Origin of the sequence: Psychrobacter sp. S1-30-MNA-CIBAN-0213, from assembly GCF_040309845.1 — a bacterium.
Taxonomy (GTDB): domain Bacteria; phylum Pseudomonadota; class Gammaproteobacteria; order Pseudomonadales; family Moraxellaceae; genus Psychrobacter.
On record NZ_JBEOPE010000005.1, the window covers coordinates 189,800 to 204,012 of the forward strand.

The 14,213-nt window shown below is 42.8% G+C and carries 10 protein-coding genes; 2 read left to right on the plus strand and 8 right to left on the minus strand.

The window, feature by feature from the left end; all coding sequences use genetic code 11:
- Positions 1–128: 128 nt before the first annotated feature.
- The 8 genes from bamA to rimO all read right to left on the minus strand — a co-directional run bounded on the left by bamA (position 129) and on the right by rimO (position 10,769).
- Positions 129–2,591 carry an outer membrane protein assembly factor BamA gene (bamA, locus tag AAEY87_RS07270; protein ID WP_350656570.1) on the minus strand — a complete coding sequence of 821 codons (2,463 nt, stop codon included), beginning with the start codon at positions 2,589–2,591 and terminating at the stop codon, positions 129–131.
- 264 nt (positions 2,592–2,855) lie between these two features.
- Positions 2,856–4,232: an RIP metalloprotease RseP gene (gene rseP, locus AAEY87_RS07275; RefSeq protein WP_350656571.1), complete on the minus strand. Its 1,377-nt coding sequence runs from the start codon at positions 4,230–4,232 to the stop codon at positions 2,856–2,858.
- A gap of 33 nt (positions 4,233–4,265) precedes the next feature.
- Positions 4,266–5,468 carry a 1-deoxy-D-xylulose-5-phosphate reductoisomerase gene (gene ispC, locus AAEY87_RS07280; protein ID WP_350656572.1) on the minus strand — a complete coding sequence of 401 codons (1,203 nt, stop codon included), beginning with the start codon at positions 5,466–5,468 and terminating at the stop codon, positions 4,266–4,268.
- A 149-nt stretch (positions 5,469–5,617) separates the two neighbouring features.
- Positions 5,618–6,427, minus strand: a complete 810-nt coding sequence (locus tag AAEY87_RS07285) for a phosphatidate cytidylyltransferase (protein WP_068036365.1) — start codon at positions 6,425–6,427, stop codon at positions 5,618–5,620.
- Between the two features lie 73 nt (positions 6,428–6,500).
- A complete protein-coding gene (gene uppS / locus AAEY87_RS07290; RefSeq protein WP_068328241.1) occupies positions 6,501–7,256 on the minus strand; it encodes a polyprenyl diphosphate synthase in 756 nt (251 codons plus the stop codon).
- Positions 7,257–7,540: 284 nt separating this feature from the next.
- A complete protein-coding gene (gene frr / locus AAEY87_RS07295; protein ID WP_068036368.1) occupies positions 7,541–8,095 on the minus strand; it encodes a ribosome recycling factor in 555 nt (184 codons plus the stop codon).
- A 130-nt stretch (positions 8,096–8,225) separates the two neighbouring features.
- Positions 8,226–8,951 (minus strand): UMP kinase, encoded by a 726-nt coding sequence (gene pyrH / locus AAEY87_RS07300; RefSeq protein WP_068036369.1) that lies wholly within the window; start codon positions 8,949–8,951, stop codon positions 8,226–8,228.
- Between the two features lie 222 nt (positions 8,952–9,173).
- Positions 9,174–10,769: a 30S ribosomal protein S12 methylthiotransferase RimO gene (gene rimO, locus AAEY87_RS07305; protein WP_350656573.1), complete on the minus strand. Its 1,596-nt coding sequence runs from the start codon at positions 10,767–10,769 to the stop codon at positions 9,174–9,176.
- Between the two features lie 135 nt (positions 10,770–10,904).
- Between rimO and AAEY87_RS07310 the strand changes: the two genes are divergently transcribed.
- Positions 10,905–12,263: a two-component system sensor histidine kinase NtrB gene (locus AAEY87_RS07310; protein WP_350656575.1), complete on the plus strand. Its 1,359-nt coding sequence runs from the start codon at positions 10,905–10,907 to the stop codon at positions 12,261–12,263.
- 82 nt (positions 12,264–12,345) lie between these two features.
- Positions 12,346–14,106 (plus strand): sigma 54-interacting transcriptional regulator, encoded by a 1,761-nt coding sequence (locus AAEY87_RS07315; protein ID WP_350656577.1) that lies wholly within the window; start codon positions 12,346–12,348, stop codon positions 14,104–14,106.
- Positions 14,107–14,213 lie beyond the last annotated feature (107 nt).

Genomic DNA, 14,213 nt, shown 5'->3' on the forward strand with positions numbered 1-14,213 from the left:
AAAATAAAACTGGTGCCAAGCTGGAATTTCAGTTTAGCAACCAATTAAAATAATAGGGATAAAGCAGTACCAATACCTATCTTTAAGAGCCACTTCAATATGGAGTGACTCTTAAATGATAAGTCTGACTAGAACGTGCTACCAATCTGGAATTGAACTTTCTCAGTTTCATCATTTTCTTTATCACCGATAGGTACGGCATAACTAAGCGAGATTGGACCGATTGGGGTGTACCAAGTAACACCCACACCCGCACTAAAACGCATATCATTATCTTGATATAACAAGGGTATTTTTTTGGTCTTGTCTGGATCATTAGGATCGCTACGGTCGGGAAACTCGTCAGAACCGTTAGCCGGGTTAACAAAATTACGATCCTCTTTACCACTGGTATCAAATACTTGACCGCCTTCAGCAAATATTACTGGTCGTACTTGATCTGCCCAATCACCTTTAAATGGCATTGGTAAAATTAGCTCAGTGCCGAAGCTTGCTAAAGCATTACCACCCACTTCTTCATCTTTAAAACGGTTAACACCTTTGATAGCATCATCGTAAGCTTTTGATCTAGGACCAAGGGTCGATGCCTCATAACCACGTACCGAACCATAACCACCAGCATAGAAGTTTTCGTAGAATGGTAAGTCGTTACCATAACCAAGCTTAGTATAACCGCGTGCGATCACATCTTTATACACAGGATAGTACAGGTTACCAGTATAAGTCATTTTCTGATAAGTCGTGTCACCAAAGCCTAAGGTCGCATTAACATTATGGCTCATCCCTTTAGTTGGAAATACGGGGCGATCTAGCGTACTGTAATCCCAGCCTAACAATAGGTTATAGCTATTGTAGTCGTTTTTGAAACCTGTACGTCCAGAGAACTCATCATTTCCCTCAAAGTTTTCAACCGTACCGCCATCATCAACAAGTTGTTGGACATTTGATACTCCTAGGAAACGTCCGCCACGTACTGACGTATTATCGAAGTTTACTCCAGCACTGACACGCTTAGTTTCATCAACAGGATAACTGTAGTTCAGCGTAGCACCATAAGAGTCAGTAACATAGTTACTAACGTTTCTATCATCGTATTTGGTCTCACGATAGTAGGCACTGACACCTTGTGATACACCATTTTCAGTAAAGTACGGGTCAGTGTAACCTAAGCTGTAAGAGTCACGCGTTTCTGAGCGTGATAATGCAGCTTTGACGCGGTTACCAGTACCCATGAAGTTATTTTGAGTAAGATCTAACTGGAACGTTACACCGCCACTTTGCGAATAACCAGCAGCGATCGTTGAGCTACCAGACGGCTGCTCTTCCACAGAATAGTTGATATCGACTTGGTCTGGCTGATTGGGTACTGGCTTTACATCGACATTAACAGCTTTAAAGAAACCCGTACGCATCAAACGTGTACGTGACAGCTGAATTTTATCATTAGATGCCAATGCACCTTCTAACTGACGCATCTCGCGACGTAGTACTTCATCTTGTGTTTTTATATTGCCATTAAAGTTAATACGGCGTACATAAATAGGACGTGCAGGATCGATGTAGTAGTCAATATCAACGACTTTAGTTTCGTCATTGATACGTGGCACTGGACGAACCTGAGCTAAATAATAGCCTTCATTACCATAGCGACTTTTGAGCGCAGCAGTAGTCGCATCAAGCTTGGCTTGCGAGTACTGCTCGTTAGATTTGAAAGTAACCAGCTTTTCGAGCTCATCGTTAGCAAATTTCGGCTCACCTAAGAAGTTTATCTCACCAAATTGATACTGCTCGCCTTCGCTTAAGCTGATTTCGATAAACACACTTTTTTTATCTTCACTGATATTAAGCACAGCATTATCGACGTTAAAACGCACGTAACCATCGTTCTGATACAATGCTTTTAAGCTCTCTAAACTAGCCGCTAGCTTCTCTTTAGCATAGCGATCAGATTTGGACAGTAGACGTGTCCATGAAGATTCTTTTACTGCAAAAACGTCTTTTATGTCTTCGTCACTAAAGTGCTTATTACCGATAACGTTAATATCGACAACTTTGGCAGGCTTACCTTCGATAAAGCGCACATCTAATTTTACGCGATTACCGTCAAGCAGCGTTTGATCAACCTCGATATTACTATTGTAGTAACCTTGGCTGATATATTGCTGTTGTAGCTCGTTCGCAACACCCTGTAGTGTTGACTGCTTAAGAACATCACCTGCGGATAGACCAGCGTTTTTAAGACCTTGCTCTAAGCCTTCCTTGGGAATGAGCTTATTACCCTCGAAGTTAACTTCAGCGATAATAGGACGTTCGACGACATCAAAACTAAGTTGACTGCCTTCAACACGACTTTGGATATTAGCAAAATTATCAGTTGCATACAGTGCTTTAATACTGGCTGCAAGACTGCTATCTGTAACCGTGTCACCTACTGTAACAGGTAAAACTGGATAAAGACTATCAGGGGTTAGGCGTTGTAGACCATTGAAGCCAATATCGGTGACCACAAAGTTTGCCGCCTGTGCAGGCATACTCATCATCGCTACAACTAACGGCAACCCAGCCGCACTCATAAATAAAGGCGTACGCATAAACACTATCCGTCAATAAAAAACTTGCTTAAGTTAAGTTAAAAAGCGTATTTTGTCTAGCCCAATTAGCACACTGTCTGCGACTTAAACATGGGATGACAGATGACACTTTATATAAAACGCATCATAAAATAAACTAAAAATTACGATTAGTACAGTCGCATCGATGCAGCAACGATGTTAAATCAACCGAATAACCATAACATGATATCTGTGCAGACGTTAGTGTATCGTGCCTTACTTGACAAGTTACACTACATTTACCTAAAACAGCCTACTGATATCATTACCAATCGCTAACACCATGAAACCTGCCAGCAAGAGTAAACCAATATTTAATCCTACGGTTTGGACCCCTTCCGATAACGGCTTACCGCGAATCAACTCGATAAGATAGTACACAATATGGCCACCATCTAATACAGGAATTGGTAATAGATTCAAAACTGCCAAGCTTAGGCTGATCAAAGCAGCAGTAGATAGCACCATCTCCCAGCTGATATCAAAGCTCTGTTTAGCGACTTTAGCGATAGTAATAGGTCCAGATAAATTATCAAGACCGATCATACCTGATATCATTTTTCCCATTGAGCTGACTGTCATTACTGCCAGCTGTTCAGTTTTTTCAAACGATTTTACCATTGCTTCACCAGGGCCGTAGACCACCGTGGTTTTATACGCATCAGGAATGACAATCTCAGATTGTTCAACCATAGCGCCAATCTGACCGTAGGCATTACCAAGATTGTCTTTCTTGCCTTGTGGCATAATTTGTAGCTGTACTGTCTTGCCATCACGTATGACGGTAAAGCTTAGTAGTACTTCTGGATTATCACGAATAATTCGTGTGGCGCTAATCCAATCTTTGATTTCTTTATCGTTAATCGCAGTGATGCGATCGCCTACTGCTAAGCCTTGACGAAGCGCTGCGCCATCAGCAGATAAGTCACCAACGATTGGCGCAATCTGTGGTTGCCAAGGTAACATTCCAAAACTGGTTAACGCATCTTTTCCTTTAGCATCGCCTTGCATAAACTGCGTCACAGGTGCTTGATAGGTCTTCGCAGCATCCGTAGATTGTTCATCTGATTGCAGAGTGATGCTGACGTTATCTGTCTCACCCATCCGTCCTGCCAAGCGATAATTAATGCCTTCCCACGTCTGTACTTCATGACCATCAATCGCGATAATTTTATCCCCGACTGGCAACTGTGCCATTGCCGCTGGAGTATCTGGTAAAACTTGTCCAATCTTAGTGGCCAATTGCTCAGATGGGGTCATAAACAATACCCAAAATAGCGCAATCGCGATAATAAAGTTCATGATTGGACCAGCAGCAACGATAGCAATCTTTTTTAGCGGATGCTGGCGATTAAAGGCCAAATGCAGCTCATCTTTTGCTACCTCACTTTCCCGCTCATCAAGCATTTTGACATAACCACCCAATGGCAGCATAGATATACGGTAGTCAATACCGCTTTTTTTGCTCGTCCAGCCAGTCAGCTTTGGGCCAAAACCAATAGAATACGTCAGCACTTTGACGCCGCATAGTCGTGCCACTATATAGTGACCCCATTCATGCAGTGCAATCAGAGGCCCTAAGACAAAAATCGCCGCTAGCAGCGTTAGTAAAAACGTCATGATCTTTTCTCGTTTAGGTTGCTCTGAATCTGGTTATACCATTTTAGCGACAAGCGCTTCGGTATGTTGCCGTGCTATTTTATCAATCGCCAAAATATCTTCAATATCAGCATTTTCATCTAATAGTGGCACTTGTATCTCGGTTAACGCTCGTTCATTAATCTCAGCAATATCAGTTAATCGCAACTGTCCCGCTAAAAATGCGGCGACTACAATTTCATTAGCAGCGTTCAGTACTATAGTAGCTTGCGTACCTGTCTGCATGGCTTGACGTGCAAGACGAAGACAAGCAAATTTCTGTAAGTCAGGTTCGATAAACTCCAACCCACTTAACGCATATAAGTCTAATGGCTGTGAGCCACTATTAATGCGCTTAGGATAACTCAAGGCATGCGCGATTGGCGTTTTCATATCTGGACTGCCAAGCTGCGCTAAAAAGCTACCATCGCTATATTCTACCATTGAGTGAATGATACTTTGTGGATGAATAACCACATTTATCTTATTCTCTGGTAGATCGAATAAATGACAGGCCTCTATTAGCTCTAACCCCTTATTCATCATCGTTGCAGAATCGACCGATATCTTTTGACCCATCGACCAGTTTGGGTGTTTGACTGCTTCGGCTACACTTGCCCGCTGCATTTGCTCAAAAGACTGTTGTAAAAATGGTCCACCTGAAGCGGTTAGCCATAGTTTTCGTACGCCATGGCTTGGCTCATGAATCTGAGTATTATTTTGCTGAATAGACGTCGGCAAGCATTGAAAAATTGCATTGTGTTCAGAATCAATAGGTAACAAGGTTGCATTATGGCTCTTGACTGCTGCAATCATCACTTGCCCTGCCATGACGAGCGCCTCTTTGTTGGCAAGCAAAATACGCTTACCAGCGCGCGCAGCAGCTAATGTCGATGGCAGTCCTGCCGCCCCAACTATAGCTGCGACTACGGTATCAACCTGCGTATCGGTTACGATGTCTATTAAACCATTATCACCGCCTACCACATCAATCGTTAAGCCTGCCGCGCCAAGTCGCTTAGCAAAACTATCGACATCAGCCGTCGACACACATACACGTGTCGGCTCAAACTGCTGGCATAGTGCAAATAGTTTATCTAAACGCTGATGACCTGATAAAGCATAGACGTCATAGTCTTGTGGATGCGACGCTAGAATTGCTAACGTGCTGTCGCCAATAGAGCCCGTTGCGCCAAGTACAGCGATGCGTTGCGTCATAACTATCAATGCCCATGAATATTGTTAAAAAGTTGTTATTCAAAATTGAATGTCAAAAATATTTGGTCAGCAACAATTCATTGCTGACTTTTCAAAGTATAAATTAGAGATAAACGGACAGACTGAGACACTTGGAAGCTCTTGAAAGTTTAGACAACTATTAATCCTAAGTGTTGCAGACCCCAAAAACCGAGCGCAAATATCGGAGTAGCGGATAATAGTGAATCAATACGATCAAGAATACCCCCATGACCCGGTAGAATGGTCCCTGAGTCTTTTACTTTGGCACGGCGTTTAAGCATTGACTCAAATAGATCACCCAATACTGATGCCAAAATCGTCACTGCAGAGAGCGCGACAAAGGCGACCAAAGCCACACCAGTCAGCTGTAGTTTAAAGACACTGATAACGATAACCACTAGCAAGCCTGTAACCAACCCACCAGCTAGCCCTTCCATACTCTTATTTGGAGAAACATTGGGTGCCATTTTGCGCCGACCTAGCTTACGCCCGACGAAGTAAGCACCGCTGTCTGCACACCATACCAATAAGAATACATACATCAGCCACCATGCTGACAGCTGCCATAAGTAAAACATCGCAGTGATCGATGCGGTTAATATCACCACCCCCATCAAACTCAGCTTTTTGCCATACCAGTTAGTATGCGTAGGGAACTTACCGACCCAAGATAACGCCATTAGCCAAATGATTAAAGACGCCACCCACCAAAGCACCCATGTGACTTCAAGCATCAAGGATATCAAAGTTATGGCTAGCACCATCATTACAAAAACGACAGGCTGACGCCATGCAGGCATGAGCTTCGTCCATTCGTGCGCAGCAATAGTTACTCCAATCGCCAGTAACGGTGCAAAGAAGATGGGCGTTTGACTTGCAAACAGTGCAATCCCAACAATAATAATTAAAATAATTGCTGTTTTAATCCGTTGCCACATACCAGTCAGGCCTTATAGTGATAATAAACATTTGCTCAGTACTATAGTATAACAGTTAATACAAATGCGTTAACTAGCGCAATGCCTGCGTCTCAACTTGTTCGCTGGTTTTACCAAAGCGGCGTTGACGCTGCGCAAACTCTTTAATCATGTCTGCAAGTTCATCTGCAACAAAATTTGGCCACAATGTTTGGGTGAAGAATAGCTCTGCATAGGCTGATTGCCACAATAAGAAATTGGAAATTCTATATTCACCACCTGTTCTTATTAACATATCCACGGCAGGCTCATCGGCTAGCTGTACGTATTTACCTAGCAAATCATTATCAATGTCTTCAGCACGTAAATTACCCGCTTCAACTTGTTGAGCCAACTGTTTTGCGGCATTGGCGATATCCCACTGACCACCATAACTGATAGCAATCACTAGTGTCATCGCTTCAAAATGTGCCGTTTTAGCTTCTGCATCCAGCATCAACGCTTGTAAGTCATTGTCGAGCTGACTGCGGTCGCCAATAAAACGTAGCCGAATACGGTACTTATTCATTCGCGGCATTTGCTCGTGAATCGTTGAGGTCAGCAGACGCATAAGTAACGCCACTTCGCTTGGCGGTCGTTGCCAGTTTTCACTTGAAAATGCAAATACTGTGAGCACCTCAATGCCAGTATCTAGACAATACTCAACAATAGGATCTAGTGCATCTTTGCCGGCAATATGTCCTTCACCGCGACCTAAAGCATTTGCTTTGCCATAACGGTTATTGCCATCCATGATGATAGCGATATGACGAGGGATAATGATAGAACCCAAAGGGGCTGAAGTAGACATGGACTATACTGCTTATTATAAAGGTAAATTTGTCAGCGATACTGTTTTAAGAAGCTGGCTTAAAAACGCTGCATTTATCATAACCTGCGCTATCAGATTTAAAAAGTCTAGCGCCTAAATTCCACAGATTTATCATAAGCGGAAATCATCAGTTTATAATATTAAGGTCTCTGTTATGGAGCACTGCACTTAATACTTATAAATCAACATATATAAAAATAGACAGCCAATAGTAATAAAAGGCTACTGACTGTCTATTTAAACTACCACCAAGAAGAATACAGTTATACTGCCATCAACTCAGTCTCTTTAGTATCAAGTTTTTTATCTATAGTCTCGATGAACTTATCAGTGATCTTTTGAATATCATCACTAGCACGGCGCTCTTCATCTTCAGATATTTCTTTTTCTTTCGCCAAATCTTTGATGTCGTTCATCATATCGCGGCGGATATTACGGATAGAAACACGGCTGTTTTCAGCTTCACCACGCGCAAGTTTTTGCATATCGCGGCGAGTCTCTTCTGTCAAAGCTGGCATTGGTACGCGAATCACATCGGCAGTCATTGGATTAAGACCCAAATCTGCTTCACGAATGGCTTTATCTATCGCTTGCACCATAGTGCGCTCAAATGGCTGCACTAGTAGCGTACGCGAATCTTCAACGTTGACACTCGCTACTTGGTTAAGCGGTGTATCTGCACCATAATAGCTAACCATAACGCCTGACAGCATGCCTGGGTGTGCACGACCAGTACGAACCTTACTAAAAGTGCCCTCAAGCGCCTCTAAAGTCTTGGCCATACGAGCTTCGCCGTCTTTCTTAATCTCATTAATCATTATGTGTCCTTATTTATCGATACCGATAATACTCAATGTTGTTAGGTTATTAGGTGTTCATTAGCTATTATTTTACGGTAATTTATAACAGTTAGTTATTATCTATCTGTTTATAAACTATTATTCTTAATTAATGATAAACGCGCGTACCTTCATTTTCGCCCATAATGACATTTAATAAAGCATTAGGCTTGGTCATATCGAAGACTTGTAGCGGTACGTTGTGCTCACGGCATAATGCAATAGCGGTCAAATCCATCACGCCAAGCTTTTGTTCTAATACTTCATCAAAGGTCAAACCGTCGTATTTGACAGCATCGCTATGTAAGCTTGGATCTTTATCATAGACGCCATCAACTTTGGTCGCTTTTAGAATAAGACCCGCTTCAATCTCAATGCCGCGCAAACAAGCGGCGGTATCAGTAGTAAAGAAAGGGTTACCAGTACCAGCGACAAAGATACAAACGTCACCATTTTTGAGATAACGAATCGCATTACGGCTGCTATAACTTTCGGTTACTTCACCGATCGGCAACGCTGACATCAAACGCGTTTTGATATTGCGGCGTTCAAGGGCATCACGCATCGCAAGACCATTCATAACTGTAGCTAGCATACCCATTTGATCGCCAGTGACACGGCCAACTAGGCCTTCTTTTTGTAGCTGCGCGCCGCGATATAAGTTACCGCCGCCGACGACGATGCCGACTTGTACCCCAAGACCACGCAGGTGCGCGATAGACAAACTCATCTTGTCGAGCACTTCGGTATCAATACCCATATCTTTGCCGCCTGCTAAGGCTTCACCAGATAATTTGAGCAATATGCGAGAGTAACGGGGATTTTTGTCAGACATGAGGGCACCTTTTTTATCGTTAATTTATGGTTAAAACCAATAAGGTTGGAACACAGGTTAAGACATGCAGTCCAAAATAGGCAAGTAGGCTAAATTGCGCTAATTGTAGCAAAAACTGCCCACGATTGGGCAATTTTCAACTTTAATGAACGATGGGTTTTCATTTAGCTATTTATTGGGCAGCAACAATCAAAAATCATGCAGCGCTTTTATAATATGCAATTAGCCTTGATAACTGGCAAATAAGTCATATTCGCTAGCATCATCAATGGTGACAGTTAAGAACGCTCCGACTTTCACTTTGGCGGTGATATCGTCAACGTACACATGACCATCAATCTCTGGTGCATCGGCATAGCTACGGCAAATAGCAACATTTTCATCATAATCAATTTCATCAACCAAGACGGTTAAGGTTTTGCCGATTTTCTCTTGCAGCTTTTGCGCTGATATGTCTTGTTGTAGCGTCATTAAACGCTCATAACGAGATTGCTTGACGTCTTCAGGTACGTGATCGGGCAGATCATTAGCAACCGCACCTTCTACTTCTGAATACGTAAAAGCGCCAACGCGATCAAGGCGCGCTTCGACCAGCCAATCAAGCAAGCATTGGAAGTCTTCTTCCGTCTCACCAGGGAAACCGACGACAAAGGTTGAACGAATGACGATATCAGGGCAAATTTCACGCCAAGCATGAATACGTGCCAAGGTGTTTTCACTATGCGCCGGACGCTTCATCGCTTTTAGGATGCGGTGGCTGGCATGTTGAAAGGGAATGTCGAGATATGGCAATAGTTTTTTCTCGCCCATCAATTCAACAACTTTATCCACGTGCGGATACGGATAGACATAATGCAAACGTACCCAAATACCTAAGTCATTTAGCGCTTGGCATAAGTCATAAAATTTCGACTTAAGCGGCATACCATTCCAAAAGCTGGTCTTATATTTAAGATCTAGCCCATAAGCGGAAGTATCTTGTGAAATAATGAGCAACTCTTTCACGCCAGCATTCTTAAGCGCCATCGCTTCATTCATCACATTATCAATCGGACGCGAAACCAAGTCACCGCGCAAACTTGGAATAATGCAGAAAGTACAACGATGGTTGCAACCTTCTGATATTTTTAGATAAGCATAATGGCTTGGGGTCAATTTAATACCCGCTTCATTGATCAAATCTATTTTCGGATCGTAGTTTGCATCTAGGCTACGATTTGGCTTGGGTACATGCTGTGCAACTGCTGTAATCACTTCATCATAAGCATGCGCACCGGTCACTGCTAAGACGGCTGGGTGCATTTGACGGATTTTATCCGCCTCTTTACCCAAGCAGCCTGTGACGATAACTTTACCGTTTTTGCTGATCGCCTCACCGATTGCATCAAGCGACTCTTGTACCGCTGATTCAATAAAGCCGCAAGTATTCACCACAACTAGGTCTGCACCTTCGTAGTCGCTCGCCACTTGATAACCATCACGGCTCAGCTCAGTGATAATGCGCTCACTATCCACCAATGCTTTTGGGCAACCTAGTGACACAAAACCAATCTTCGGTGCTGCGTTAACTGGTGCATTAGCAGTTGCTGCTGTCGCTTTATTCGACGTAGCTGAAACCACATTGCTGCTTTGCTCAATGCTACGGTTTTGATTGTGGTTGGCTTTATGATGGTAAGGTTGGCTAGTATCTGCCTGACTCTGCTCTTGCGCTATATTTAGCTTAGCAGGATTAAAAATGGTGGCAGTGTCTTTTGGTGTAGAAGCTGGCTGTGAGGTGGTAATGGTCGTATTAATCGACTCGGTAGAAATATTGGGCATGGCTGACCTTGCTAGAGATAAATTGGCTGTGCGCATTGTACGTTTTTTTTACAAAAATCGCCAGTTTTGCCGCTCTATAGTGTTGATTTATGGTTAAATATTATATTGAGTATTCCTTCATCCTAGGCAATAGCCATGACAACCAATCTGATACCCGCAAAACCAACACCTGACTTAGCATTTATATCACAGCATTTGTTCACAGCTATCTTATGGGTCGATGATGAACTATCAATTACTTGGTTAAACGCCCAAGCTGAGCAATTACTGGCTATTAGCAGTGGACGCTTGCTCAATCAATCAATATTGACGCTGCTTGCACCCGAAGAGTTGACGTCAACAGATAATAGAAACCATAGTGATAATAACAATATTGATGTTGATAAGAGTATTGGTAAAGGTATCAATGAACCAACTTGCTCTTTGACAGAACGATTTCATCAAGCAAAACGCTATCAACAACCTTTCATCGATCATGATCACTTTATCAGCACACCGCTGAATGGCAATTTATCACTCTCAGTGGATTATAGTGTAACCCCAGTCATTTATGAGCAGCAGCCTTTTTTTATCATTGAGATGTGGGGCAAGGATCGACAAAGTCGCATCTCAGAAGAACAACGTCAGCAGCAACAATATAACGTTGCCCGTCATATGCTGCGCTCGGTCGCCCATGAAATCAAAAATCCGCTTGCTGGTATACGCGGTGCAGCGCAATTATTACAGCGGCAGTTCATCAAATTCAGTGACACTTTTATTTTTGGCAATCAAAGCCCTTCTCTTATCACTGAACCAAATATTAATAAAAATCTGCAAAAAACCACTGAAAAGCTGCGTAGCTATACCGATATTATTATCTCAGAGACCGATCGTTTAACCCAGCTCATCGGGCAACTTCTTGGCTCTAATCAATTGCCAAACTGGCAAGCTGTCAATATTCATGAGCCGCTGGAGCATGTCCTTACCTTGGTTATGAGTCATTATCCACAAGTAACTTTAAAACGTGATTATGACTTATCTTTACCTGAGCTGAATGCGGATAAAGACCAATTAATCCAAGTATTTTTAAATTTAGTGAATAATGCTTGTGAGGCAATGACAGAGCAGCATTCGGTAAATAACTTTGAGTCCGATAATGCAAAAGTGACCGACATTCAAGCTGATGATGATAATTATAAACCACAATTGCATATCCAAACGCGCGTTGCTTTTCAGCATACTATTGGCAGTCAGCAATACAAACAAGTGTTGCAAGTCACTATTACCGATAACGGCTCAGGAATTGATCCAGCGCTAATCGGGCAAATATTTTTCCCGATGGTAACCAGCCGTGCAGCTGGTACAGGCTTAGGGCTGTCTATCGTTCAAGATATTATCAGCCGACATCATGGTATGATTGACGTTAGCTCCACTCAATTTAAGAATCATAGTCAATCCAAAAAAACATGCTTTACGCTGTATTTACCATTTAATCAGCCAACACTTAACGCGTAAATATAACGGCTAAATAAAAAGCTAATGCCAATCCTGAATTACTAATAATAACCCTGAAATAATTGCTCATTAGGCCTGATACATGACTGAATATAACGACAACTATAAACCTAAAAGCGATAATAAAACATCGAATAATGAACTAACAAATGAGCAAGCAAGCAAAGTAACGGTCAATAATGCACCCAACGACAACCCTGCGACTTTATGGCTAATTGATGACGATGCGGCATTGCGTTTAGTGTTGGCGGATACTTTTGAAGACGCTGGTTTTATGGTTGTCAGCTTTACGCAAGCGCAGGCAGCATGGACCCAGCTTAATGATATCTTACAACAGCACGAATCAGCGACGCAGTTGCCAGATGTGATATTAACTGATATCCGTATGCCGATGATGGATGGCTTATCGTTTAGTGAATGGGTGCATAAGCATTTCCCTCAGCTGCCTATTGTCATCATGACTGCCCACTCAGATCTCACCTCTGCTATCAACAGCTATCAGACAGGTGCATTTGAATATCTGCCTAAACCCTTTGATCTAGATGATGCGGTCGCAACGATTTATAAAGCTATCAATTATCAGCCGACTAATCATATAAATAATAAGCAAGCCGAAGCCGATGTCAAAGCTCAGGCAGAAAAAGAGAACAAGCTTAATCTAAAAACGAAACCGATTAGCGGCTCTAACAATGAGATCAAAGATAAGCATTTAATAAAAGATAAAACTACTGATAAGTCTAACAACAATCCCAACGGCATTATTGGACAGTCGCAGGCCATGCAGACGGTCTTCCGAGCAATCGGGCGATTAGCACACTCTCCTATCACTGTTCTTATTACTGGCGAGTCAGGGACTGGCAAAGAGCTGGTCGCCAGCGCTTTACATCAGCACTCACCACGACAGCAACAACCCTTTATTGCGCTCAATATGGCGGCCATTCCACATGATTTGATAGAGTCTGAGCTATTCGGGCACGAAAAAGGCGCTTTTACAGGCGCTACTACGCGCAGGCAAGGCCGCTTTGAACAGGCAGATGGTGGCACGCTATTTTTAGATGAAATCGGTGATATGCCTTTTAGTACACAGACACGCTTGCTGCGAGTATTGGCGAATGGCGAGTTTTATCGCGTTGGTGGCCAGCAACCTATCAAGGTTGATGTGCGTATCATCGCTGCGACTCATCAAAACCTAGAACATCTCGTACAACAAGGCAGATTTCGCGAAGATTTATTTTATCGTCTCAACGTCATTCGTTTGCCATTACCACCGCTACGAGCACGCCGTGAGGATATCCCCGCCCTTACCGCACACTTTATGCAGCGCGCTGCTAAGCAAATGAACACTGCACCAAAGCAGCTGCACCCTGAAGCACTACGTCTCATGCAAGCCTTTGACTGGCGAGGTAATGTGCGTCAACTCGAAAATGTCTGCTTATGGCTAACGGTCATGGCAACTGGCGACACAGTTTTGATTGAAGACTTACCACCTGAGCTCTTGGCTAATAATCATCATTCCTTGCAGCAACAATCTAATCAGCCACATAATGACGCTTATCATAATGACTTAATGCAGCCTTTAGAGCCTACCTCTTACTCGGTTACCACATTAACTTGGCAAGAAGTGCTCGCAGACTGGGCAAAAGAATCTCTACAAGCGGGCGAAACCGATATTTTACAGACAGCAACGCCTGATTTCGAACGCGTATTACTGGACGCGGCGCTTACTCATAGTGGCGGCAAAAAGATTGCGGCAGCCAATTTATTAGGTTGGGGACGCAATACGTTAACCCGTAAGCTTCAACTACTCGATATTGGCTCATCAGACAATCGATCAGAAGAGTAATAAGAATTAGATACGGTTCACCAGTAGAAGTATCACTATGGTTATAAAAATAATGATTTATAAATCATAATATTATCAATCGCTTATAATTAATCATGCAAAAAAAC